The sequence below is a fragment of the Acinetobacter pullicarnis genome (assembly GCF_006352475.1).
In the GTDB taxonomy this organism is placed as follows: domain Bacteria; phylum Pseudomonadota; class Gammaproteobacteria; order Pseudomonadales; family Moraxellaceae; genus Acinetobacter; species Acinetobacter pullicarnis.
This window is the reverse complement of sequence record NZ_VCMZ01000001.1, coordinates 339,157-363,441: the sequence shown is the minus strand read 5'-3', so window position 1 is coordinate 363,441 and position 24,285 is coordinate 339,157. Positions and strand designations below refer to the sequence as shown.

Here is a 24,285-nt window from a genome sequence, read left to right as displayed (position 1 = left end):
TCAATAGTTTAATTTAGGAATTAAGCTGATTAACCTACAAACGGATTAGCGAAGATGAAGAACAAGCCAATACCAACACCGATCATAGGCACAGCATCAAGAAGACCTGCGATTAAGAACATACGCGTTTGTAGTTGTGGAGCTAATTCTGGTTGACGAGCAACAGCTTCAAGGAAGCGACCACCCAAAAGACCAAAACCAATTGCAGTACCTAAAGCACCAAACGCGATTAAGATAGCAGCTGCAATCGCAACAAGACCAAGACCTAGTTCCATGATAATTCCTCAGAGGTTAGGTATATACCAATTAAAAAAAAGTGAACTTAAGCATAACGACCCAATCGCCGTTAGGCCGTAAAATTAATGCTTTTCGCTTGCCATGCTTAGATAAACAATAGTAAGCATCATAAAAATAAAAGCTTGCAGGGTAATAATCAAAATATGGAAGATTGCCCATGGCACAGACAATGCCCATTGAATCCAGAATGGTAATAACGCGATGAGGATGAAGATTAACTCACCTGCATACATGTTACCGAACAGTCGGAGTGCCAATGAGATTGGACGTGCAAGAAAGGTGACCAATTCCAATAACAAGTTAAATGGAATCAATAATGCTTTCAAAAATTTATTTTTTGGATTAAATGGGTTAAGCGCCAACTCACCAACAAAACCACCAATGCCTTTTTCACGAATACTGTAAAAAAGAATCAGGGCAAATACAGACAAAGACATCCCTAAAGTGACGTTCGGATCTGTCGTTGGTACAATTTTGAAATACACGCTATGTGGATCCATTCCAAATACATTACTACCAATCAGCGTAGCAAGATGTGGAATAAAATCGATTGGCATTAAATCCATCAAGTTCATGAGGAAAATCCACACGAAAATGGTGAGCGCCAAAGGTGCAATCAAACGCGATTTACCATGGAAGGTGTCACGTACGCTTGAATCTACAAACTCAATAATCATTTCAACAGCAGATTGAAATTTGGTTGGGACACCAGCTTTTGCAGCTCTAGCCACCATCCAGAATAACAAGCAGAAAATGAAACCAAGGCCTATAGACCAACCCATTGAATCCAAGTGAATTGCAGTGAACCCCATCTCTTGAGCTTCTTTCGCAGTCTCAGCCAATTTCCATGTACCGTCTGGCATTTTGCCATAGGTCATGTTGGTCAAGTGGTGCTTAATATACTCGGTCGAAGTAAGGGCATGTTCAGTAGCCATAATCACACCTGGTCAATGTCAAATACTAAACTGGAGGTAACGAATGTCATTTTATGCATGATATTCCGTCAATCCCCATAAAAAAAATCTTTCAATTTCTGCTGTACTCAAACTCGTTGTTGTAGTCGAGAGATGCAATACGGTGCAATCCAAGACATGGTTTGTACGAGAATAAAGCCACAAAACAATGCCACTGGTGCTAAAGGCTCAACATTGTTTAAAATTAAAATAAATCCAACGATCACAATGGCAAACTTCCCCAGCATGCCTCGATACATATTCGACAGTATTTGCTGCGATGCCTTTGCACCCGCGGCGCGAAACGACTGCCAGGAAAAATAACAACTTGCTAGCCAACAGACCAATGCACCGAGTGCGGCACTGATTGCTGCAGTTGAATCTTTAACCATCCATGCAATTAAGGCTGAAACTGGAATCATAAATGCTTGCAATAAGACCAAAGCTTTCGCTAATCGTCGGTCAATCAAGCGACTAGGTCGGCTCATTTTTTATCCACTTACAGCATAAATGCTTGACAAGTTTAGCTGATGATCGTTTTAATCGCAGGCATTATAGAGTTCCCCCCCTAAACATGCAATCATTTCCCGACCTTAGTCGAGTTTTTTTCAATAGTTGCACCGCTTTTAACAAGCATAATTTTTTGTGCAGTCGTTGCCCTTATTTTCGTGCATCGCTCACACAACGCTGTGTTTCTTGAGCCAACTGTTTCCAAGCCCCAACAAACCGCTGCTGTTCAGATAAATTTTCATCCACCTTTTGAAATGCAATCTGACCCAGTTTTTGATACTGACTTGGACTGGCATTTGACTCAGCCAACAAACACATTTTGGTATAGGGTCGAGTGTCATTGAGGTACTTAATTTGACCAAGTGTTACAGCAACATGCGGATCATCGGTTAATGCACCCGCAAATTTAAGGTTTAGCGGCCGTTCTAAATATTGATAGGCATCATGGAAAGCCCAATAAGGTTTTGCATTGCTTGTCGCATTAAATTGTTTAGATACCAACAACATTTCTTTGGCAAACTTTCTTGCATTATCCCAATAGAGCGCTTTATTTTCAGGATGTTGCTGTGACCGTAATGCTGCAATAAAAAAGCCGATTCGCACTGCATTATTGGGGTCCAACCAAACATGGGTATCAACCGTATTTTTGAGTGCGGCACCACGGGTGTTACGCAAAGGTAAGGCTTGAATAATGCCTGAATTTAAAATTGAAATCGCTTTATTTTGATTGTGGAGTAACTTTTCAAGTGGTGCTTCGTGTTCTTTACCCACCCAAATAATCAGCTCAGCACTCTGAATCGACTTACGATTGGCTGGAGTTAATTGCACATCATGTCCGGTCTGATTTTTTAAAAGTAGCTCAGGCTCTTCAACCCCTTTAGTGATCTCTTTAGCAATCAAGTATATAGGATGAGTGGATACCAGCAGTTTGCCTTGTGCCCAAGCAGGGACAAACCAAAACAGACTTAGAAACAGCACAGCACAGCGTAACATGATCAAAGGCACCATAATAAATTTTATGTTATAGTATAACAAAAGTTGAAAAACACCTACGCTCATCGCAAGATAAGTTCGCTTCATGTTAATATTTGAAATATTATTTCCTGGTTTAAATCTTTGAGGTCTGAAATGCACGCATGTTCACATGAACATCACGAGACATTGCATGGTGTGCATGATCATCATGATACTGAAACTCGCCTTATAGAAGCTGAACAACTGTGCGCAATTGCTGGCGCTAGACTCACCCCACTGCGTAAAGAAGTATTGGAACTTATTCTAAATTCAGCTGGACCTGTCGGTGCTTATGATCTTTTGTCCAAACTCAAAAGTGCATCTGAACGACCAGCAGCCCCCCCAACGGTATATCGCACCTTAGATTTTCTATTAGAAAAAGGCTTGATCCATCGTCTAACCTCTATTAATGCCTACATTCCTTGTTGTCATCCGCGTGCGGGACACCAAGCAGCCTTCTTAATTTGTACGCAGTGTCGTGTTGTCAAAGAAGCTTCAGCGCCAGGCCTAATTCAACAGCTTGATCAGCTTGCAGATTCTGATCATTTCAATGCACATCACCGTATTATTGAAATATCAGGAATTTGTCAGCAGTGCACTCAAAACAGCTAAGCCCAGCGCTCATTGAACTCAAACAGATCAGTGTGCGTATTGATGAGCGAGACATCATCAAAAATATTGATTTTTCATTACAAAAAAATGAAATCATCACGCTCATTGGCCCCAACGGGGCAGGCAAATCCACCTTAATAAAAGTCATCTTGGGCATTACTCAGCCCAGTTCTGGCCAAATCATTAAAAATAAAAAACTTAAAATGGCCTATGTACCACAGAAATTCAATCCTTCACATAGTCTGCCGTTAAGAGTAAAAGATTTACTCAATCTGGAACAATGCGACCCCGCCATCAAAGCAGAAATTATTCGAGATACTGGCATTGGCAAATTAAAAGATGCCAAGGTTCAGCAGCTTTCTGGTGGTGAACGCCAACGTACCTTACTGGCACGTGCCCTGCTTCGACAACCGGACATTTTGGTTCTTGATGAACCCATGCAAGGCCTTGATATCCAATCTGAAGCAGAACTTTATGCTTATGTGCGTAGCCTGCCTGAACGTTATGGCTGCGCCATTCTGATTGTGTCGCATGATCTACAATGGGTGATGCAAGGAACACAGCGTGTGGTTTGTCTAAATAAACATATCTGTTGCAGTGGTCTACCAGAACACATCCAACAAGATCCTGCATATTTGGCACTGTTTGGCAATCAGCGTGCTTTTTACCAACATCACCATGATCATTGTGCACACGGTGACAGTGCTGTGCCTTGTCAGCATGATGCACGCCCACACATTCACCCAGAGCCGGAAATTTAAACCATGATGGATTGGTTAGCACTATTATTACCTGCATGGTTAATGGGCAGTTTATTGGTTTTTCTGACTGCACCACTCGGTTGCTTAATGTTGTGGCGTCGAATGTCCTTTTTTGCAGACACCATGGCGCATGGCACTTTACTGGGGGTTGCGCTTGCGGCCGCACTCAGTCTGCCCATGTGGATTGGCGTGGCTTTTTTAGCCCTACTTTTGGTTGGTATCTTATGGGTTCTACATGACCCGCGCCTGCCCAATGACGCACTCTTGGCGCTATGCTCATCTACTTTGCTTTGTGCAGGCTTGCTGTTTATTCAGCATATTCCTAGCCTTAGACCAGAACTGCTCAGTTACTTATTTGGTGACTTACTCAATATTGAATGGGCAGACTTGCCGGTTTTTGCCTTGGTGATTGGCCTAGCCCTGTTGGTGCTATTCAAGTTTTGGAGAGCCCAAATTCAAGTGGCAATTGATCCAGATATCGCAATTAGCGAAGGCGTCAATGCAGCAGCGCAACGTTTGATTTTTATGCTACTTTTAGCTTTATTTACCGTCTTGGCCTTGCGCGCTGTTGGCTCGCTATTGATGGGTGCCTTACTGGTGATTCCTGCACTTACCGCACGTCTTTTGGCGCACTCACCAAAGCAAATGATTTTGATCACATTTGTTGTGGCCCAACTGGCAATTACCATCGGCCTTTGGTCAAGTGCTGCAATTAATATTTCTAGTGGGCTAAGTATTGTCCTGTGTATGGCTCTGCTTTTTGCGGTGGTCTTTGCTATTCAAAAAATCAAACACATCGCAACTTAAGTAAAGTTGCTTAAGTGGCTTGATGCACCATACTTAGCACCAGCGCAGCGCAACTAAATAGCACCGCAAAACTGCGATTCAAATAGCGCTGTTGTTTCGGGGTTTTAAGTAAGCTTAAAACCTTGGCAGCCAAACCTGAATAAACCGACATCACCAGAACATCCACCACCACCATGGTGATGGTCATTTGCCCGTATTGAATCCAACGCGGTTTAGACCAATCAAGGAACTGCGGTAAGACTGCCAATAAAAAAATAATCGCTTTAGGATTACTCATATTGACAATAAATCCGCGTAACATGATTTTGAACGCACTGCTCTGTTGCGACTGTTGAATCTGAATATTTTGTACTGGTGCAGACCACTGTTGATAGGCCAAATACAGTAAATATATAACCCCAAACCACTTAATCAACTGAAATGCCCACGGTGTGGTTGCAAACAATACCCCAACCCCTGCCGCGACAATGCCCACTTGCACGACCAGTGCCAACTGTAAACCTAGAATATTCCAATAGGCACGTGGCATACCCTCATTAAGACCACTTGACATTGATGCGATTGCACCCGCACCTGGCGAGACACTAATCAGCCAACACGCCAACATAAATGCCAACCACATTTGAAAAGACATAAAGAACAAAGAAAGATAATAATATTCACAGTATAACTGCATTTATTTTGTTGGTTTACACTGATTTAATGACTTTCCACAAATTAAACCCTATGATTCTATGCATAACAGTAGAAATAAAACCATTGTCATCCTAATTGAGGAGCCATTTTAAAATGACCGCCCAATCTGTAATTTTGCCTTTACCTTCCACGCATGCGCGTTTCATCGTTTTAAACTTAAAGCATTTACCGATTGAGCGCCTCAAAGAAAAAATAACCGATCTACTCAGCACACAAGCACGTTTAATCACTCAACACCCAGATGCTGAAGTTAAAACTGCGATTGCCTTTGGACCACAACTTTGGGCGCAACTCCACTCAGAAACACCAAATGGATTCAAGCAATTAGAAAATATTCAGGGCAGCTTTACAATGCCAGTCACGCCTGCCGATGTGTTGATCCACATCGCTAGCGCACGTGCAGACCTGTGTTTTGCACTGAGCCAATGTTTTTTTGATGGCATCCAAGATCAGGTGGAGCTCCTCGATGAACGAGTTTGCTTCCGTTATTTGGATGGCCGTGATCTAACCGGCTTTATAGATGGTACTGAAAACCCGCAATTCCCTGATGATCGTGCAGAAACAGCCTTGCTTGGTGACGATGCAGGTATTTTTGCTACCGGCGCTTTTGTCTTTGCCCAACGTTATGTCCATGACTTAGCAAAATGGAAAAAATTAAAAGTCGATGCGCAAGAAAATGTCATTGGCCGCTCAAAACTTGAAAGTATTGAAATGACAGATGAAGTTAAGCCGAAAAATGCACATATTGCTCGGGTGGTGATTGAAGATGATGCGGGTGAAGAACAAGAAATCCTTAGACACTCGCTCCCCTATGGTGATGGTCAAGGTGAACAAGGGCTGTTTTTTATTGCTTATACCAACGACTTAGCAATCATTGATCAAATGCTACAACATATGTTTGGTACAACGGGTGATGGCATTCATGACCGCTTACTACACTTTGTGACTGCAGTGGATGGTGCTTACTATTTTGCACCAAGCAGCGAATTACTAGATCAAGTCTTAGCATCTTGAGTTAACCAAACTCGCTGTATTCACTTACGAATACAGCGACATCTAAATACAGTACCGTCTAAATACAGCGAATTTTCTTTAAGGTCCGTTGCCATCATGGGCTTCAAGCCCTTGGCGACAAGCTGCCTCCGATGTATAGGCAAAAATAGAATGCGCTTCGTTTTCAATATGAGCTGCATCGTTTGCGACACCAAAAGCATGTTTTGAAACCTCACACTTAAATGCAACCAAGTTAAACTCATTGACGGACTTACACTGCGGTGTTTCTGCTTGTTCATCAAAACCAATCAGTTGATCAATTTTCAAATGCTTACAACTTTCTATTGCAGCAGATGCGCTTTGTTTGATTTCATTTTGCTTAGATGCATCACACCCAGTTAAAGCGAGTGCTGTGAGAACCACAGCGAAAAATTTGATGTTCAACATGATTTAGATTATTTCCACAAGCGGATTGCGTTAGCTTAATTTAAGCGACTGAGTAAGTCATCATTTTTGCCATAAATTACATTATCAATCCGGCAGCTATCTTTACACTCAAAACTTAAAATCACATTTACCTTATCTGCGAACTGCACTCGAACCTGATTATTTGAAGTCCGCTTAATTGCCTCCAAAACCAGATGATTTTTAGATGCATAGAATGGATCAAGCTCTAATTTACATGCGGTTTTTTGCTTCTCACAGGCCAATGCTTTCGTCAATTTCTTTTCGAGCGTAGGCGTTAAAAACTCAGTTCCATATTCAGCAATAAAATCTGAAAGATCATCTGGCTCAGATGACTTAAATGGTTGATACAGTTGATAAAAACGAGCACTGATAACTTCTAGGTTTTTATTATGTGCAGTCACATCCCCCTCATCGACCGCTGAGGCTGCGGCTTCTGTCTTTTTATCTTGTTGATCTGAGGACGAGCACCCGGATAGCGCCAATAGCAACATGATCAAAAGCGGTATTCTTGTTGGTATTCCCATTGCAGCTCTCCTCGGCCGAATCGCAATTTTAAGTCTGGCGCTCTTTTTTCATCAATATTTTTAAAAATAAAAAACAGTATAAAAATGAATAAGCGTTAAACAAAAATTGATTTAAATACAAAATAGTAGGTCAAATAAAAGCGTGATATCAGCACGCTATACACGCAGACTTAAAACACCAAATAAGAGTATGAGTGTTCAATCAAACAATCGTTTCCAAAAAAGTAGCAATCAGTGCACTGACCTGCGTTGCATGCACTTTGGCGAGGTCATGCTCCCCCGTTGTAACAATATGCAACTGTGCATCGTGCAGTTGTTGCGCTAAATATTGCCCTACCGTTACTGGGCTGATAGGATCTTGATCCCCCCAAATCAGTAATACAGGGCAACGGATTTGCGCTAATGCCTGTGCAACCCCTTGGCTTTTGGTAACCGCGAACCAGTCTGGCAAGTCAAAAGCCTGTTGATATTCCTCACGCCAATCTTGGGCAGAAAAAGCACTGAGATCAATGCCACCAGAGGTCGCAACCAAGACCAAGCCTTTAATTTGCTGCGATTTTTGTAAAGCCGCCTGCACTGCAAAAATCCCGCCCATGGACTGTGCAATCAATACGCTTGGTGCCGTCACTTGATCAATCACATACGCTTGTAGGCTTTCAAAGCTGTTCACTTCGGGATCTGCTGGATAGCCGGCAAAGCTCGGATAAGCAACGATACGTTTCGCAGGATATGCGCTTAGCGCTGTCACGACGGGCTGCCAAAATTCAGTTTGCCCCGATGCACCCGGCAAAAACAATAAATCCAGATTTGACTGCACAGCACTTTCTAAACCTTGAGCAAGGTATGACATTTGAACAACCTATGGCGCATTTCCCACTTATCATATCGCTACTTAAGTAAGTTTTCTCATCTACTTAATAAATATCAACAAAAAGCATTTGAACCATTGACTTGTATCTCATTTTATTAAAAAAGCGTGTTGCTCCAAATGAAGAACACGCTTTTTTTCTTGTCGCTGATACATGGCAAGACACTGTTATTAAATATCTTTTTATAGAGCCATCAAAATACGAATCACACTACTTAAGCTTGCTCATAGACCACGCATCGAAAGCAGCAACACATCCATGAATTTAAAATAGTGAATTAAAAGGAATGAGATTTATCGATCAAATATTGATGTGATCCACTTTTAACCGAACCTGACCAATACGCAGCTAAAGTTTTGGTGTACGCCTAGCAATCATGCTCATTTACTCGCCCTCATTTTTTCAGGTAAAACAGGTGCGACCAAGCGTGATCCAACATAGTCAGCAACCTCACCAAAACGTGAATCGTGATCGACCCATTGCTGCCGTGCAATCTCCATTTCAGCTTGAGTACGCCCAACAAAATTCCACCACAATAAAATCGGAGATTCGAACGGTACACCACCCACCAGTATCAAACGAGTATTTGCTGGGAGTTCCAAACGAATTTCAGCCATACCCGGTTCGATCAATAACATATGCTGATCATCAATTACCTGATCATTGATATTGGCCTTGCCCTGTAACACCAACACCCCATATTCAAAGTGAGGATTTAATGGCAGTGTGGTAATCGTATCCACTTCAGTGCTCAAATCGACACCCAATAACTCGCTATGCACTTGCACTGGTGAAGTTGTACCCAAAAAGTCTCCAACTAAAACAGTAAATTCAATTTGATCTTGCTGCACCACAGGTAGATCAGGATAGTGCTCAAACTGGGGTGGCATGTCTTTTTTATCATCTGGCAAAGCAATCCAGAGCTGTACCGAGTGCATCTGTGTTTCAGTATCTGGTGCAACTTCCGTGTGCGAAATACCGTGACCAGCCGTCATTAAGTTCACTTGCTTCGGGCGGATCAGCTGCTTATGACCCAGGCTATCACCATGCATCATGGTTCCCTCGATCATCCAGGTAAATGTCTGTAACCCCATATGTGGATGTGGTCCAACATCAAGTCCATCGCCTGTTGCAAACGTCACAGGCCCGGCATGATCTAAAAAGCACCATGCACCAATCATTCGCTTATAACGACTTGGCAAAGCACGCTGAATAATCGTTCCGCGACCAATCACAGCGCTACGCAATGGCACTTGCTGTAAAGGCGGTTGAATACTTTGGGCAGAATCACCTGAGGAGCAATGTTCGATCTTGTTTGAATTGTGCATGTCGTTATCCTGATGCTGTTGCTAATCATTGGCTAAGTAATAGAATAAAATTTTGTAAGACAAGTAAATTTAAATCGTCTTTTATCATAATAAATAAGCAAAACCTGATCTATAGCGCTCGCCATACACTGAATTGTATTTATAGGACAATCATGTAATTAGATCCCGTATATGGCAACATTCAGTTTACAAAGCCAGTAAATACCAAGGAGCATTTTCTTATCAAGAGAAAATCTAATTCACTTATGCTTCTAACTTGTTTTGGTAATACTGAAGAATCTGCCCTACACAAGATTCAATTGTTGAATCTTGTTCTTTACGCCAAATCAACAGCACCTCTGAAAAATGGGCACACGCATCAATCGCCAGCAGCTTAACCTTGCTTGGTAAAATCGAATTAAATTCCTCGGGCACAATACACACCCCAAGCCCATGTGCAACCAAATCTAGCTGTGAAATTTTTCGAGAACGTATTTTGGCTTCTTTGGGATAGAAACCTTTGCTTAGACACAGGTTTGCAGCCAAATAACTCAATCCACCACGCTTTGCATGTGGCGTCGCAACAAAGTGATGTTGAGCCAACTCAGACAGTTGAATACTGTGTTTGTCTTTAAATGTCGGATCATCACAATGCACGGCAACACATAAAGCAGCCTGATACAAATGTGCAGTCTGAATTCCTTCAAGTGAATGCAAAACTGGTGGGCGAATAAAGCCAATATCAATAGACCCACTCAAGAGCGACTCGACTTGTAACTCAGAGGACAGCCGATTGATTTCGACTTCGACTGCATAGCGCTGGCACAACTGATTCAATAAACCAATTTTGGTTTGATCAATGATCACACTGCTTGAATGAGCCACACGAATAGTTCGACCACGACCTTGCGCCATGCTTTGGGCCTGCTCAATAGAGTGACCAATATTATGCAGATGATTTTTTAGGTTTTTATAAAGCACCTGACCCGCTGCAGTGAGTTTTACTTTTTTCTCTGAACGATCAAAAATTAAAAAACCAAGCTCATCTTCTAGCAATTTAATCTGCCGACTCAAAGCCGACTGAGCAACAAATAATTTTTCAGATGCCGCAATAAAACCGCCATCTTCAACGATACGAATTAAATAATTAAACTGCTTTAGTGTCGACATATCTCAAAATTAGATCAGTTGGTCTCAATTCCATATTAGATTAGATTTTAGCTTTCTTATATCTTTAATCTTAATTCATTGATCTATTAGGAATTCATCATGACAATTCAAGCAAAGCTCTTGGTTTTCTGTATTGCTGTGACAGTCTGCCTACTGGCAAGTTATGTTGATAACGAACTCTTGCAACAACCTTATAGTGAGCGTGATCAAGGGACTGCTGCGCTAATGGATTAAAGCAAATGCATCGCCATAAAACGATACATGGCAATTAAAGTCATCAGGGGAACAATCAAATTCCCCATTTCAATTCCATCGTAGTAATTTGATTATGAATATCCTGATATTCAAACAATTTGCAGGTTGACCAAAGCGCAATAAATTTAGCACCCAAATATTCATTCAATACCGCATTATTTTTTAATAAATTTAAGGCATCCAATTGATTGTTGGGAAGATATGTAACGTTATTGTTCACGCCCATTACATGGCATGCGGGTACCAGCGGCAACTCAGCGCGTAGCCCATGCAACACCCCGACTAAAATCACAGCAAGTGCAAGATAAGGGTTTACGTCTGCACCAGCAACCCGATATTCCAAGCGTTTATTTTTTAAATCTGAGCATGGGAGTCGAATCGCCACATTACGATTATTACTGCCCCAATTGGCTTCCATCGGCACATGATTGCCCATTTTAAAGCGACGGAATGAATTAATATTCGGTGCTAAAATCGCCATAGATGCAGGCATTAAATCAATTAAGCCAGCAATAATTTTTAATAAAATAGGTGCAGGCTCATCCGTAGTCATTTCACTAAATACATTTTGACGCTGTTGATTCAGCAAGCTCATATGAAAATGTAGCCCACTTCCCGCCTTATGCATGCTCGGTTTGGCCATAAAACTGGCTTGTAATTGATATTGCTGTGCGACTTGTTTCACAATGCGTTTCAACGCCATGATTTGATCGGCAAGTTTTAAAATCTGATCGGTATGTTGGATATTGAGTTCGTATTGTCCAGATGAGGCTTCCGCGACAATAGATATGATTTCTATATCTTGCAACTCGGCATGTTTTTTAATTTCTTCGAGCACATTTTGATTATTATCGAATACATCCAAATCAAAGCATTGGCTTTGCTTTAGGTTCTGACCTTGTTGATCAGGATATAAATAAAATTCTAACTCCCCTGTCATCACTGGAAAAAAATGCTGTTCATGTAATTGATTCAGGATTTTCTTGAGAATATTGCGTGGTTCAAGCATGCAGTCTGAACCATCATCTTCCTGCATGCTTAAAAATAATTGTGCGTGCGTCGTGGGTGCATAAGCACTCGGCCTTAAACTGTCTAAAATCGGCTTACACATTTGATCGGGTTCGCCAATATATTTACCTAGGCCCGATGCTTCAACCACTTCACCATCTAAGCTCATTGCATAGACAGAAACAGGAAAATAACAGCCCTTCGCCAAACCTTTTAAGCTATTGATATCAATACGTCGCCCACGAATATGCCCATTCAGATCGTGCAGAAAAATATCAATATCATTGGTCTTCGGATAACGCGCTAAATACCGATCTACTTCATCTAAAAATTCGCGCTCCTCGATACTCGAATATTCAACAAGTGATTGTTCTTTATATAAATCTAAAATTGGGCTATTCATAACACATAAGCAATCATGATCAGATCACTCATCATAGAATTGCCCTTTGCTTTTGTATCGTAAAAACCACATAAAATTTAAAGGACACTTAGCATTACATTTTGGTTATGCCTTTTGCGCCACACCCTTGCAGCATAAGCGTTGCATAAGTTTTTTAATTTAGTAAAATTCACGTTAAAAATATGTAAAATAGAACATTCAGTTTTTATATTTCAAATAGATAGCGATTAATATGGGGGAACCTTGGATGATTGAAGCCACGCAAAAAGACATTGCGAACATTGTCGATCTAGTCAATATCGCTTACCGCGCAAAAGATACCCAAGGCTGGACGTCAGAATCTGAAATCATCCAAGGTGATCGAATTAATGCAGCACAAGTACAGCAATTACTGACCGATAACGCTAAAGTATTTTTAAAGTTTGAAGATACGTGCTTGATCGGCTGCGTTTCCATGCAAATACAGCAAAATAGCTGCTATATCGGCATGTTAACCACACATCCACAAGTACAGAATCGAGGCGTTGGCAAAAAGATACTGCAATTTGCTGAAAACTTCGCAATGCAAAACCCTGCAATTGACACGCTTAACCTGTCGGTCTTATCTTCAAGAACTGAACTTATTGCATTCTATCAGCGACGTGGCTATCAACTGACGGGTGAAACCACCGCTTTTCCGATTGACGCCAATGTTGGTCAGCCCTTGGTCAAAGATCTGGTGCTTTTGTATTTGGAAAAGAAAATTCAACCTAGATGCGAAGGATAATTAATTTATTCGTTTTAACAGCAAAGCCTTGGAATCAGAAAACCTCTCCTGGCCTTAATGCCAGTCAGTTAAGGGATTTTGTAGTTTAAAAGCACCCTCTTCCCACTTGCGGAATATATTCCTCATCCCAACGGGCATAGGTATCTACACAAATATTTAAGAAATGTATTTAGTCGAAAGATGTAATCTATTTGAGCTTAATACAAGGTCTTTAAGTCCTGTTTAGATTCGGAGTTTAGGGCTGAGTGTAAATTTCATTGAATTTTAGAAATCCCCAATCTCCCCTGACCCCTCTTTTCCAAAGAGGGGAACTTCCATTAAATATCATACTGAGTTTGATACACAACGCTCCTTCCTTAGAAAAATGGATGAGCAGCGCTGCTGCGCAAGGGATGGATTACTTTGGATTGTAAACAGCATATCAAAAGATGTGTAGATACCTATGCCTTAAAAGGAGAGGTGTATTTGCAACGACCACTTCAATTTAAAAACAAGAAAGGATGCTTAAGCATCCTTTCTTGTTTACATTTAAAATCTAAATTTTACCGCACAGTGTGCTTGGCTTAAAACCGGCAAAATGCAAAGCATTTTAAAAGCCCGATTTTATTCCCATTCAATCGTTGCAGGTGGTTTAGATGAAACATCATAAACAACACGCGATACATCTTTGATTTCATTCATGATGCGCGTTGAAATTTTATCAACCAAATCGTATGGAAGATGTGCGAAACGTGCGGTCATAAAGTCAACCGTTTCTACAGCACGCAATGCAATGACCCATGCATAACGACGGCCATCACCTACGACACCAACAGATTTAATCGGTTGGAATACCGCAAAGGCTTGCGCAGTTTTTTCATACCAACCACTGGCATGCAGTTCTTGCATAAAGATATCGTCAGCAAGACGTAGAATATCGGCATATTCTTTTTTCACTTCACCCAAAATACGCACGCCCAAACCTGGACCTGGGAATGGATGACGGTAAATCATGCCATGAGGTAAACCAAGAGTTGTACCCAAGCGACGAACTTCATCTTTAAACAAGTCACGTAAAGGCTCAACCAATTCAAAGGCTAAATCTTCAGGTAAACCACCCACGTTGTGATGTGATTTAATGACGTGTGCTTTGCCATGTTTGGTCGCAGCTGATTCGATAACGTCTGGATAAATCGTGCCTTGTGCCAAGAATTTTACGCCATCAAGTTTACGTGCTTCTTCTGCGAAGACTTCAATAAACTCACGGCCAATAATTTTACGTTTTTTCTCTGGATCAACTTCACCTGCCAACGCACCGAGGAAACGCTCTTGCGCATTAGCACGAATCACGCGGATACCCATGTTTTTCGCAAACATGTCCATCACTTGCTCGCCTTCATTGAGACGGAGCAAGCCATTGTCTACAAATACGCAAGTGAGTTGGTCGCCAATCGCTTTATGCAATAGCGCTGCAACGACGGAAGAATCCACACCGCCAGATAGGCCGAGTAAAACTTTTTCGTTACCAATTTGCTTACGCAATTGCTCAACACGCAGTTCAATAATGTGTTCTGGTGTCCATAGACCACCACAACCACAAATTTTATGAACGAAATTAGAAAGTAGCGCAGCACCTTGTGTGGTATGCGTCACTTCAGGATGGAACTGAACGCCATAGAAACGACGTGCTTCATCAGATACTGCTGCAAATGGGCAACTTGCTGTGCTTGCAGTCACTTCAAAGCCAGTTGGAATCTGAGCAACTTTATCGCCATGACTCATCCAAACATGCAATTGATTGTCTTGATCTTGCAGATCGCCAATCAACTGATCACGTACTTTGATATCGACTTCAGCATAGCCAAACTCATGTACTGTACCCGCTTCAACTTTACCGCCAAGCTGTTCAGACATGGTTTGTAAACCATAGCAAATACCAAGTACCGGTACACCCAACTCAAAAACAACTTGCGGTGCACGAGGGCTGCCTGCTTCATGTACGCTTTCTGGGCCACCAGATAAAATAATCCCTTTAGGATTAAACGCACGGATGTCTTGTTCAGACATGTCATAAGCGTACATTTCAGAATATACGCCCGCTTCACGAACACGGCGAGCAATCAGCTGGCTGTATTGCGAACCGAAATCTAAAATAAGGATACGGTCTTCAGTAATTTGGGTATTGGTCGTCATGGCAAGAACTTTAGTTGGCAAACGAAATTAAGCGCTGCATTTTAGCATTTTTCTTGGCGCTACGCACATCCTTCGCACAATCTTCAACGTGCAAATTCAAACTAAAAAACCATAAACTTAAGTTCGCCCAATCAAATCAGAAATAAAAACCTGATAAACACCCCCAAAAGTGGCTATTTATCCTGAAAGAGCCTGCGCAGCAATGCATTTATGACTAAATATGAAGTACCTTTCAATCAAGCAATCGACACTAAATTTTCCATCAGGTTGATCACATCCGCTGTGCCATGATGAGATATAACCTCAGTCTACAGACGGAATTGACCGATTAAATTCAAAGTTCTATTGGGTACAACCTGTTTTATGGCTTTCAAAATATAAGATATAGCTTAAAAATGTAGTTTCACTCATCTTTAAGCATTAATTATTGTTAGAGGCTAAATCAATTATTCATCGCCAAACTTGAGCGCTTATCAAATCACAATCGAATGATTTCATAAGATTAGTACTGACATCTGCCAAGTAGACTGCTAGGATTTACCCACAAATTTTGCACAGTTTCAGCCCCATGGATTTACTGAGTTTTCTTTTACACGTTGATGATCATTTACTCGAATTTATTAAAAATTATGGTGTTTGGATTTATGCCATTTTATTTTTAATTATTTTCGTTGAGACCGGTTTAGTGGTTATGCCATTTCTTCCTGGTGACAGCTTATTATTTGCGGCTGGTGCTTTGGCTGCATCCACGGGCGCAATGAATCCCTGGATATTGATTATCCTATTATTTGTTGCTGCCGTTTTAGGCGATACGCTCAATTATCAGATTGGCAAATATATTGGCCCACGCGTATTTGAAATTGATTCGCGTTTTATTAATAAACAGCACCTCATTAAGACCCAACAATTCTTTGAAAAGCACGGTGGTAAAACCATTATTTTTGCGCGATTCATTCCTTTTGCGCGTACCTTTGCCCCCTTTGTCGCGGGCGCAGGCAGCATGAATTATAAATTCTTTCTGAGCTTTAATGTGGTTGGTGGTTTTCTTTGGATCGCATCATTTATTACGTTGGGCTATATGTTTGGTAATGTGCCAGTCATTAAAGACAATTTCACCTATTTAATATTCGGAATTATTATTTTAAGTGTCTTGCCACCTGTCATAGAGTTTATGCGTCATAAATTTGCTAAAAACAAATCATCGTAATCGTTAAGTTGCTTAAAAAAACTCGGCAACCACTGGCAACATACACAACATCAGTAACATCGCCGATCCCTTATATAAGTGATTGGCGTTGATCCCACGCAATTCACCTGCCAACAAAGCCCGACCAAAATAAATCCAAAATAATGCCGCAGGAATTAAGCAAAGTATAAAGATGCCGAAGACTGAAAAATAACTCTCAAATGAGTTCCAAGTTTCAGCAGGGAAAATACCGGCTGTAAATAAAATTGTTTTGGGATTCTTAAAAATAGAAAAAAACAGCTGGCGTGGTTTTAAATTTGGATAAGTCTGGCGATGTTTTTCTAAATGCGCGCTTTTCCATAAATGAAATGCAAGCCAAACCACATAAACAGCGCTGACAAAATGTAGAATATGAATCAGCATCGGCCATGTCGGCATACTTAAATGAATAATCAATGCCCATAAACTAATGCCGTATATATAACCAAAAATCTCAATCGGAATTAATTTTAAGCTTTTTAAAACACCTTGATGATGTGCTGCATTTGCCAAAAATGCATTGCTGGGTCCAGGAATCAAAAGTACTGCCAATATTGCAAAAACAAATAGCCAGCTTTCAATCATTGAATATTCCCATAGTCTAAAACAGTCGCACACCTTAAACGAAAAATGTACAAAAGCACAAGTTCATTCCAGTCAAAAAGTATAGGAATCGCAATAAAAACACTGAAGGAATTTTATTAAATTATTGTTTTTTATAAAAAATTATTCGAAATATTTTGTTAAATATGCGTGGATTTCCGAAATAATTAAAATCAGAAACCCATCACATTTTCTCCATAATTCAAGTTTAACGCTTTGGCACTTGTGCACAATTTTTAAATTGTGCCGCTTGAGAGATGGCATCTTGCTGACCATATAAACGCGAAAGCTCAGTGTTTTTGGTATTGGAAGACTGGCCCATATTTACAGAAATGGATGGACCAAAGCCCCAACCACCACGGCCCCACCCCCCCCCTAATCCTAAACCTACTCCCATCCCAGTACTTTTGGCCGGTTGCACCCCATTTTCAATATATTGTTGAATGCGATTAAACTCAGCTGTCAATTGACCACAATTCAGCGCTTGATACTGCGTTGGTGAGGTATAGGTCGGTTTAACCGTTGTTGCACAAGCACTTAACATCAGTGCACTTATAACAACCACTGTGGAAGGAATAAATTTCATATTAATCTCGATATTATTGTGGCTCAATTTCATTGAACAACGTTTGATAGGCTTGGGTCAACTTGTGTTCTTTTACCAGATAAATTAAAGGCATATTTTTATGATGAGACTCTTTCATCATCACCGATGGTGGCAACATACTGTTTAAAACAGGTAGCCCCTCATTTTTTAAGGTTTCCACCACTTCACGCGGTAATTTGGCTTGTGCTTGAAACTGATTCACCACAATGCCCTCAATTTCTAAGCGTTCATTATGATCCGCTCGCGTCTCCATAATATTTTCAATCAAGCTATGTAATGCACGCTTGGAAAATACATCACAATCAAATGGAATAAGGACACGATCGGCAGCAATCAGCGCTGATAAGGTGAAAAAGTTAAATGCAGGCGGGGTATCAATATAGATACGTTGATATTTCCCACTCAAACTTTGAATGGCATCGCGTAGCTTATAAATTTTATGTTTGGCTTCTAGTGCATGCGTTAAGCTACCTAAACTCGGACTGGCTGGTAGAACATCAAGCTTGGCAAATGGGGTCTGGTGAATATAGGCATTAAAGTCTTGTGTACGTGATTTTAAGAGCGAACCCAGCGCATTACCAATTAAACCTTTTTGTTGTGTATTCCCAAGAACCTCATCAAAAAAGTTTTGAATATTTGGCTCTAGTGCTGGCTTATCTGCATTATAGGTCGCATCATCGCCCAACACATATTGACTCGCATTGGCCTGTGGGTCTAAATCAATTAATAATGTGTTAAAACCCTGTGCCGCACTGATTGCAGCCAAATTCACTGCAATACTCGATTTCCCCACGCCACCTTTTTGATTAAATACAACACGTGTTCGCATTATCGCCCCCTCATTTTAATTTTATTTCTGGTTTATTGACAGCAACTGGTTATTCACAGCATTTAAATCTACTTTAATTGAACAAGCGGTTTTAACTGCGGTGTTCACCAAGCGCTGTATTAAAGTCGTACCGCACCAAGCAAGTACGTGATTAGCCAAAGGCTGGCTTAATCATAATCAAAAGCAGAATAGCAATAAAAGCCAATGCACCAATACCTAAACCCGCACGACGCTGTGCCAATAAAATGCTGTCATCTCGTTTGTAGGTTTTAATTTGTGTAGACAACAACACCAAAAACAAGATGATTTTCGCATAGAACCATGGCTGAACTTTAAAATCATTCATGACCAATAAGGTCACCCCTGTCAGCACTACAGCGGTATAACTCAAGTGTTGCAATGCCACAAACAACACCCGACCTTTGGGATTTGGTTGTTGCTGTGCGGTTGTGCCGACAAAAAGAGTAAATGCTCGCGCAATAAAAACGCCGAGCGCCAATGTTGCACTACTCATGTGAATAATTTTAATAATGAGATGGGTATCCATAAATTTTGCCTATGCTCAAAAAACTTAAGTAGATTTAGGTGCGTTTGCACAGATTGGGCTATCAGGGGCTTGACCCTGCCATTCTTCTGGCACATAGGCGTGGATTGCCAATGCGTGAATTTTACCTGGAGTCATCAATTCGGCTGCAGCGGCATACACTTTTTGATGACGTTGTACCAAGCGCAAACCCACAAACTGCTCACTGACAACGATAACCTTAAAATGGGATTCTTTCCCTGGAAAATAACCGCCATGCCCTGCAGATTCATTCATTACTTGCAGATGCTCGGGCTGTAACAGATTTAAGCGTTCAATCAATTGTTGTTCTAGACTCATGTCTGATTGTCCTTGGAAGCCAAATGAATGGCTTGAGTATAACCACTATCTGAATTGAACCATATTGAAAGCCTTAATTTTTTTACTTATTCATGTGCGCACTAGCTGCTATTTTTAAAAAACCCGACCTGAGAACCCTGTATTTGCTTAGAAAAAGAGCAAACCACTGCAAAAGTGACTTTATTTTATTCAATCAATCATTTGCTGCATAAAAAAATCTTGACCATAAAATTTCTTAATGTATTATAGGCGGCATGCGGGAATAGCTCAGTTGGTAGAGCATAACCTTGCCAAGGTTGGGGTCGCGAGTTCGAGTCTCGTTTCCCGCTCCAAATTCAAAAAAGCCCTCATCGAAAGATGGGGGTTTTTTATTGTTGATTTTATTAGGTTTTTAAGAAAATTACTCTACTCACAACTGCCACAGCACCTACCTACCACTCTCCAATAAACTAGACCTTGTGACCAAGATGTGACCATTACGTGTCCTTAGGCATCAAAATAACACTAAATGACGTCAAATAAGCTTAATTTACGATCTAATTTAGCCTTCATTTTCTTGGTATAAAGCTTCTAATTCTCGGTTCATGTTTTTATTTTTTTACCAATGAGTAAATTATCAATGTCCATAGAATTTTAGATGTGACCATTTGTGACCAAAAATCACGACATAAAAAAACTGAATTAGCTCAATTTTGACGAAAAAAACCACTCTTTTATATCAAAGAGTAAAAAATGAAATTCCTTAGAGACTCATGATAAGGTTTGAGGCCACATACTTTTCAATGTGACCATTTGTGACCAAAAGATTTTTATATAATTAATTTTAAATATCTTTTTCAAAAACAAATAAGTCCCCTACTTGTATATCTAAGTAGTCGCAAATGCGATTAATTGTATCCAAATCAATCCTTGTTAAATCTCCATTATAAAGTTTGTGCAATGTTGTTTTATTAATTCCAGTACCACGGATTAGATCTGCAACACGCATTTTGCGCTCCGCCAACAAAATAGGCAGCTTACAAACAACCATTAAAATTTCCTCTAATACCATGAAAATTTAATTGCATTTAATTAAATTTAAGGTTATTTTAGCTATAAGGATGAAAAATTACTTCCATCCAATGAATTATGACAGGAATACAATTATGACATATACCTACTTAACAGCCCAACAATTGGCTGAAAAAATTCAGTACGACGCACGTACTATCCGCAACCAACTCAAAGATAGCGTTTTCATTGAAGGTGTTCACTACATTCGCCCATTTGGTGGACGCAAAATTCTTTTTGTTTGGGAACGCATTGAAACTGAAATGCTGAAGTTCACAGGCCTAAGCATGGATGCACTGCAATAATTTTAAAGTGAGGTTAACCAATGGCGAGTATACAAGCCCGCAGTGGAAAGTTGGTTGTTGACTTCCGTTATTTGGGCATTCGTTGTCGTGAAACAACAACACTTGTTGATAACCCTTATAACCGTCGTATTTTAAAAAAACGACTCGACCAACTTGAAGCTGAAATCACTCTAGGTACGTTTGAATACGGAAAATATTTTCCAAAAAGTAAGCGCATCGAAGAGTTCACAGCAAAGCGTAGTTTGCAAATTGCTGTACAAAGTAATGTTCCACTTTTTCATGATTATGTTGAAGTGTGGTTTACACAGAAAGAAATTGAATGGCGCATGTCTTACCGACAGAAGGTTTTAATAGTGATTGAGAACTACTTAAAGCCAGCTTTTGGAAAACAAGTTCTTTCGAAAATTAAGAAGTCAGACTTGATTGACTTCCGTGCCTCCCTCGCCAAAGTGACACACGGAAAAAATCAAACAAGTCTGAAAGCATCGAGGATCAATCAAATCATGACGCCTTTACGTATGATACTCAATGACGCAGCTGAACGATATGGTTTTGAATCACCATATAAAAATATAAACAACTTAAAAGAGAGTCGAATTGAGGTCACCCCTTTCTCTCTTGAAGAAGTTCAGCAAATCATTACAACGGTTCGTGATGACTTTAAACCGTATTACACCATCCGTTTTTTTACGGGTATGCGTACCAGTGAAATTGATGGTCTTCAATGGAAAAACATTGACTTACAGCGTCGTGAAATCCATATCCGTGAAGCACTTGTGAATGGTGTTTTAGGTGGAACCAAAACGTATGGTTCTGACCGCACGATCCAGATGAATGACCGAGTGTACCAAGCCTTTCTGCAACAGAAAAGCCTCAACAACGGAAAATCGGACTTCGTCTTCTGCAACCGTGATGGCGGTCCTCTAGACTACCGTTTAGTTAATAAGCGTGTATGGCACCCTATCCTGCGCTTTTTAGGATTAACGCCTCGTCGTGCTTATCAGACACGTCACACAGCTGCCACACTTTGGTTATCTGCGGGTGAAAATCCTGAATGGATTGCACGTCAGCTAGGTCATTCGACCACTGAAATGCTGTTCCGTGTTTACAGCCGCTACATTCCAAACGTCACACGTCGTGATGGCAGTGCTTTTGAAGCCATGCTGGAAAGACTAAATACAGAGGAGCCTGCTCATGAACAGTAAAGCTTTCTTTGGCGGTGTGGTCGTTAGCCCAGAAGCAGATATGGTCGCGCGTGAACTCATTCATGAGTTACACATTCCCAAACTGCACAATCTGGCCTTTTTGCTGGAAATCAATAAATGCTTCGATGACCACCAAGCATTGAGACTTTGGCTACAGCGAATGCTGGATGATGGACAAGCCCATTACGACGACCTGGCCCAACAGGCTCGCCTTCGGTTAATGAGCTTAGCTCACTCATAAAACAAACATATAAGGTCATCTAATTGATGACCTTAGCCCCTTTATACCTATAAAAAGGTAAACCCATGCATAAAGATATTTCAATTTGGATGCCACTTTATATTGGCGATTTACAGGCAAAATTCGCACGAATGACTGTAGAACAAATCGGTGCAACACTGCTGCTAATGATGGATTTCTGGAAAAATGGTGCCATTCCTCATGACCTAGCGACTGTATGTAGCATCACAAAATTATCGCAACAGACCAAAGCTAAAACTTTATTGAATACGCTGTTGGCCCTTGAATTGTTTGAAGTCGAATCTGAGCAGATTCATTCAAATTTTTTAACCAGTTTAAAAAGCCAGGCATTGCAAAATCAGCAAATGAAATCTGATAAAGCTAAAAATGCAGCTCAAGCACGTTGGGGGAAATCTGCAAGTAATGCTCAAGCATCAACCAAGCAACAAAAAGTAAATGCTCAAGCAGCTCTTGAGAAGAGCTCTGAACCGTACCGGGTTTGTCGGAGACTTTTTTATTTAAGTTAGGCCACCTGACCTAACGGATTAATCTTATCATAGTACATTGCTTCAAACTCAAAAGGCGATACATAACCCAGTGCACTGTGTACACGCTTTTTGTTGAACCAATCTACCCAATTTAATGTCGCAAGTTGTACATCCGCTAAACCTTGCCAATCTGCTTTTAAATATTCAATCACCTCTGTTTTGTATAAGCCATTCACCGTTTCAGCCAAAGCATTATCGTATGAATCACCTGTCGTACCGACTGATGCTCGTAAATTTGCTGCTTCTAAACGATTGGTATAGCGAATAGAAAGATATTGAACACCTCTATCGGAATGATGAATTACATTCTTTGGCATGCCTCGATCGTGCAATGCTTGCTCCAATGCATCGAGCACCATATCTGTATTCATCCGTGTAGATACTTTCCATCCAACAATTGCTCGCGAGAACACATCAATAATAAATGCAGTGTAGACCCAGCCAGAATTGGTTTGAATATACGTAAAGTCACTGACCCATAATTGGTCAGGTCGATCAGCACTAAAATTCCGTTTCACTAAATCATCTGCTCGTTTTTGATCATCTCGGCTGCGGGTAGTTTGTTTGTTCTTACCACGCCAAACACCTTGTATATCTAGCTTCTGCATCAATCGAGCAACTGTACAACGTGCAATAACATAGCCTTCACGTTTCAATTTTTGCCAGACTTTACGTACACCATATCGACCTGAACTTTCTTTCCAAATACGTTTGATTTGTTCTGCATGATGTAAATCATGCTGAGCACGTTTCGCTCGATGTTCTGGGTTATCAACGAGATCTAAAGCCCGATAATAGGTCGAAGCTGCAATCGGTAAAATTCTACAAATCGCTTCAACACCATATCGATCTTTATTGTTATGGATAAAATCCACCATTATTTGTGTGGGCGGTCGAGCTCCGCCTGGGCGAAAAAAGCGGCTGCTTTACGTAGAATTTCATTGGCACGTTTTAATTCTTTAATTTCACGTTCCATTTGCTTCATTTTTTCTTGGTCAGATATCTGTTGTACTTTGGCAGGATTTAGTTGATCCATATGCTTTAAATACCAAACACGCAATGTTTCAGGAGTACAACCAATCTTAGGTGCAATAGCTGTGATTGCTGCCCAAGTAGAAGGATAATCTTTTTCAGATTCAATTAGTAATTGAACCGCTCTTTCTCTAATTTCGGGGGTATAGTTTGGTTTTTTCATCGGAATAGT

General features: G+C 40.7%; 29 protein-coding genes, 1 tRNA gene, 1 pseudogene and 1 other annotated feature. Of the genes and pseudogenes, 12 read left to right on the top strand and 19 right to left on the bottom strand.

Annotated elements, in window-relative coordinates; all coding sequences use genetic code 11:
- Nucleotides 1–29: 29 nt before the first annotated feature.
- From atpE to FD716_RS01545, 4 genes are all read right to left on the bottom strand, one after another.
- The gene (atpE, locus tag FD716_RS01560; protein WP_016654735.1) at nt 30–275 is read right to left on the bottom strand and encodes a F0F1 ATP synthase subunit C; all 246 of its coding nucleotides are present in this window, start codon (nt 273–275) and stop codon (nt 30–32) included.
- Between the two features lie 84 nt (nt 276–359).
- Nucleotides 360–1,235: a F0F1 ATP synthase subunit A gene (gene atpB, locus FD716_RS01555; protein ID WP_139853585.1), complete on the bottom strand. Its 876-nt coding sequence runs from the start codon at nt 1,233–1,235 to the stop codon at nt 360–362.
- Nucleotides 1,236–1,339: 104 nt separating this feature from the next.
- Complete coding sequence (locus tag FD716_RS01550; RefSeq protein ID WP_139850622.1) at nt 1,340–1,738, bottom strand: ATP synthase subunit I; 399 nt, start codon at nt 1,736–1,738, stop codon at nt 1,340–1,342.
- Between the two features lie 172 nt (nt 1,739–1,910).
- Entirely contained in the window at nt 1,911–2,753 is an 843-nt protein-coding gene (locus FD716_RS01545; protein ID WP_139850621.1) for a metal ABC transporter solute-binding protein, Zn/Mn family, read from the bottom strand.
- Nucleotides 2,754–2,888: 135 nt separating this feature from the next.
- Between FD716_RS01545 and FD716_RS01540 the strand changes: the two genes are divergently transcribed.
- Genes FD716_RS01540 through znuB form a run of 3 tightly spaced genes read left to right on the top strand, consistent with a single transcriptional unit; the run spans nt 2,889 to nt 4,954 of the window.
- A complete protein-coding gene (locus FD716_RS01540) occupies nt 2,889–3,386 on the top strand; it encodes a transcriptional repressor (protein WP_139850620.1) in 498 nt (165 codons plus the stop codon).
- Nucleotides 3,368–4,147 carry a zinc ABC transporter ATP-binding protein ZnuC gene (gene znuC, locus FD716_RS01535; RefSeq protein ID WP_407641859.1) on the top strand — a complete coding sequence of 260 codons (780 nt, stop codon included), beginning with the start codon at nt 3,368–3,370 and terminating at the stop codon, nt 4,145–4,147. Before FD716_RS01540 ends, znuC begins: the two co-directional genes overlap by 19 nt.
- A 3-nt stretch (nt 4,148–4,150) precedes the next feature.
- Nucleotides 4,151–4,954, top strand: a complete 804-nt coding sequence (znuB, locus tag FD716_RS01530) for a zinc ABC transporter permease subunit ZnuB (protein ID WP_139850618.1) — start codon at nt 4,151–4,153, stop codon at nt 4,952–4,954.
- Between the two features lie 10 nt (nt 4,955–4,964).
- Here znuB and FD716_RS01525 read toward each other — a convergent pair whose 3' ends face one another.
- On the bottom strand, nt 4,965–5,588 hold the full coding sequence (locus tag FD716_RS01525) for a LysE family translocator (RefSeq protein WP_139850617.1): 624 nt from the start codon (nt 5,586–5,588) through the stop codon (nt 4,965–4,967).
- 155 nt (nt 5,589–5,743) lie between these two features.
- Here FD716_RS01525 and FD716_RS01520 point away from each other — a divergent pair, with 155 nt between their 5' ends.
- A complete protein-coding gene (locus FD716_RS01520; protein WP_139850616.1) occupies nt 5,744–6,664 on the top strand; it encodes a Dyp-type peroxidase in 921 nt (306 codons plus the stop codon).
- A 78-nt stretch (nt 6,665–6,742) separates the two neighbouring features.
- Here the strand turns inward: FD716_RS01520 and FD716_RS01515 are convergent, their stop codons facing one another.
- The 5 genes from FD716_RS01515 to FD716_RS01495 form a co-directional block, all read right to left on the bottom strand.
- The gene (locus FD716_RS01515; protein WP_139850615.1) at nt 6,743–7,090 is read right to left on the bottom strand and encodes a hypothetical protein; all 348 of its coding nucleotides are present in this window, start codon (nt 7,088–7,090) and stop codon (nt 6,743–6,745) included.
- Nucleotides 7,091–7,125: 35 nt separating this feature from the next.
- Nucleotides 7,126–7,635 (bottom strand): hypothetical protein, encoded by a 510-nt coding sequence (locus FD716_RS01510; protein WP_139850614.1) that lies wholly within the window; start codon nt 7,633–7,635, stop codon nt 7,126–7,128.
- A gap of 202 nt (nt 7,636–7,837) precedes the next feature.
- Nucleotides 7,838–8,440 (bottom strand): alpha/beta fold hydrolase, encoded by a 603-nt coding sequence (locus tag FD716_RS01505; RefSeq protein ID WP_139853584.1) that lies wholly within the window; start codon nt 8,438–8,440, stop codon nt 7,838–7,840.
- Nucleotides 8,441–8,884: 444 nt separating this feature from the next.
- On the bottom strand, nt 8,885–9,832 hold the full coding sequence (locus FD716_RS01500) for a pirin family protein (RefSeq protein WP_139850613.1): 948 nt from the start codon (nt 9,830–9,832) through the stop codon (nt 8,885–8,887).
- A gap of 243 nt (nt 9,833–10,075) precedes the next feature.
- On the bottom strand, nt 10,076–10,981 hold the full coding sequence (locus tag FD716_RS01495) for a LysR family transcriptional regulator (protein WP_139850612.1): 906 nt from the start codon (nt 10,979–10,981) through the stop codon (nt 10,076–10,078).
- A gap of 99 nt (nt 10,982–11,080) precedes the next feature.
- Between FD716_RS01495 and FD716_RS19245 the strand changes: the two genes are divergently transcribed.
- Nucleotides 11,081–11,215 carry a hypothetical protein gene (locus FD716_RS19245; protein ID WP_267285300.1) on the top strand — a complete coding sequence of 45 codons (135 nt, stop codon included), beginning with the start codon at nt 11,081–11,083 and terminating at the stop codon, nt 11,213–11,215.
- A 55-nt stretch (nt 11,216–11,270) separates the two neighbouring features.
- Here the strand turns inward: FD716_RS19245 and FD716_RS01490 are convergent, their stop codons facing one another.
- A complete protein-coding gene (locus FD716_RS01490; RefSeq protein ID WP_139850611.1) occupies nt 11,271–12,647 on the bottom strand; it encodes a glutamine synthetase family protein in 1,377 nt (458 codons plus the stop codon).
- Nucleotides 12,648–12,879: 232 nt separating this feature from the next.
- Between FD716_RS01490 and FD716_RS01485 the strand changes: the two genes are divergently transcribed.
- Nucleotides 12,880–13,413: a GNAT family N-acetyltransferase gene (locus FD716_RS01485; RefSeq protein WP_228714895.1), complete on the top strand. Its 534-nt coding sequence runs from the start codon at nt 12,880–12,882 to the stop codon at nt 13,411–13,413.
- Nucleotides 13,414–14,016: 603 nt separating this feature from the next.
- Here the strand turns inward: FD716_RS01485 and guaA are convergent.
- A complete protein-coding gene (guaA, locus tag FD716_RS01480) occupies nt 14,017–15,585 on the bottom strand; it encodes a glutamine-hydrolyzing GMP synthase (protein WP_139850610.1) in 1,569 nt (522 codons plus the stop codon).
- Nucleotides 15,586–16,153: 568 nt separating this feature from the next.
- Between guaA and FD716_RS01475 the strand changes: the two genes are divergently transcribed.
- Entirely contained in the window at nt 16,154–16,792 is a 639-nt protein-coding gene (locus FD716_RS01475; RefSeq protein ID WP_139850609.1) for a DedA family protein, read from the top strand.
- A 12-nt stretch (nt 16,793–16,804) separates the two neighbouring features.
- Here FD716_RS01475 and FD716_RS01470 read toward each other — a convergent pair whose 3' ends face one another.
- The 5 genes from FD716_RS01470 to FD716_RS01450 form a co-directional block, all read right to left on the bottom strand.
- Entirely contained in the window at nt 16,805–17,395 is a 591-nt protein-coding gene (locus FD716_RS01470) for a LysE family translocator (RefSeq protein ID WP_139850608.1), read from the bottom strand.
- 226 nt (nt 17,396–17,621) lie between these two features.
- Nucleotides 17,622–17,999 carry a hypothetical protein gene (locus FD716_RS01465; protein WP_139850607.1) on the bottom strand — a complete coding sequence of 126 codons (378 nt, stop codon included), beginning with the start codon at nt 17,997–17,999 and terminating at the stop codon, nt 17,622–17,624.
- A gap of 13 nt (nt 18,000–18,012) precedes the next feature.
- Complete coding sequence (locus tag FD716_RS01460; protein ID WP_139850606.1) at nt 18,013–18,849, bottom strand: ParA family protein; 837 nt, start codon at nt 18,847–18,849, stop codon at nt 18,013–18,015.
- Between the two features lie 151 nt (nt 18,850–19,000).
- A complete protein-coding gene (locus FD716_RS01455) occupies nt 19,001–19,396 on the bottom strand; it encodes a SirB2 family protein (protein ID WP_139850605.1) in 396 nt (131 codons plus the stop codon).
- 24 nt (nt 19,397–19,420) lie between these two features.
- Nucleotides 19,421–19,732 (bottom strand): BolA family protein, encoded by a 312-nt coding sequence (locus tag FD716_RS01450; RefSeq protein WP_139850604.1) that lies wholly within the window; start codon nt 19,730–19,732, stop codon nt 19,421–19,423.
- A 256-nt stretch (nt 19,733–19,988) separates the two neighbouring features.
- Here FD716_RS01450 and FD716_RS01445 point away from each other — a divergent pair.
- A tRNA-Gly gene (locus tag FD716_RS01445) sits at nt 19,989–20,064 on the top strand.
- Nucleotides 20,065–20,555: 491 nt separating this feature from the next.
- Here the strand turns inward: FD716_RS01445 and FD716_RS01440 are convergent.
- The gene (locus FD716_RS01440; RefSeq protein WP_039909129.1) at nt 20,556–20,762 is read right to left on the bottom strand and encodes a helix-turn-helix domain-containing protein; all 207 of its coding nucleotides are present in this window, start codon (nt 20,760–20,762) and stop codon (nt 20,556–20,558) included.
- A gap of 115 nt (nt 20,763–20,877) precedes the next feature.
- Here FD716_RS01440 and FD716_RS01435 point away from each other — a divergent pair, with 115 nt between their 5' ends.
- The 4 genes and pseudogenes from FD716_RS01435 to FD716_RS01420 form a co-directional block, all read left to right on the top strand.
- The gene (locus FD716_RS01435; protein ID WP_005403933.1) at nt 20,878–21,087 is read left to right on the top strand and encodes a hypothetical protein; all 210 of its coding nucleotides are present in this window, start codon (nt 20,878–20,880) and stop codon (nt 21,085–21,087) included.
- A 20-nt stretch (nt 21,088–21,107) separates the two neighbouring features.
- Nucleotides 21,108–22,292: a site-specific integrase gene (locus FD716_RS01430; protein WP_005403932.1), complete on the top strand. Its 1,185-nt coding sequence runs from the start codon at nt 21,108–21,110 to the stop codon at nt 22,290–22,292.
- On the top strand, nt 22,282–22,533 hold the full coding sequence (locus tag FD716_RS01425; protein ID WP_005249585.1) for a hypothetical protein: 252 nt from the start codon (nt 22,282–22,284) through the stop codon (nt 22,531–22,533). The genes FD716_RS01430 and FD716_RS01425 overlap by 11 nt, the downstream gene beginning before the upstream one ends.
- A 65-nt stretch (nt 22,534–22,598) precedes the next feature.
- A pseudogene (locus tag FD716_RS01420) lies at nt 22,599–23,018 on the top strand (DUF1376 domain-containing protein); the annotation flags it as partial.
- Nucleotides 23,019–23,056: 38 nt separating this feature from the next.
- Here FD716_RS01420 and FD716_RS01415 read toward each other — a convergent pair.
- A protein-coding gene (locus FD716_RS01415; RefSeq protein WP_125269079.1) for an IS3 family transposase occupies nt 23,057–24,276 on the bottom strand; the annotation gives its coding sequence in 2 pieces (ribosomal slippage) (nt 23,057–24,000 and nt 24,000–24,276; 1,221 coding nt in all).
- Nucleotides 23,885–24,001 (bottom strand) — a sequence feature (AL1L pseudoknot). Its footprint overlaps the gene before it by 117 nt.
- Nucleotides 24,277–24,285: the final 9 nt, after the last annotated feature.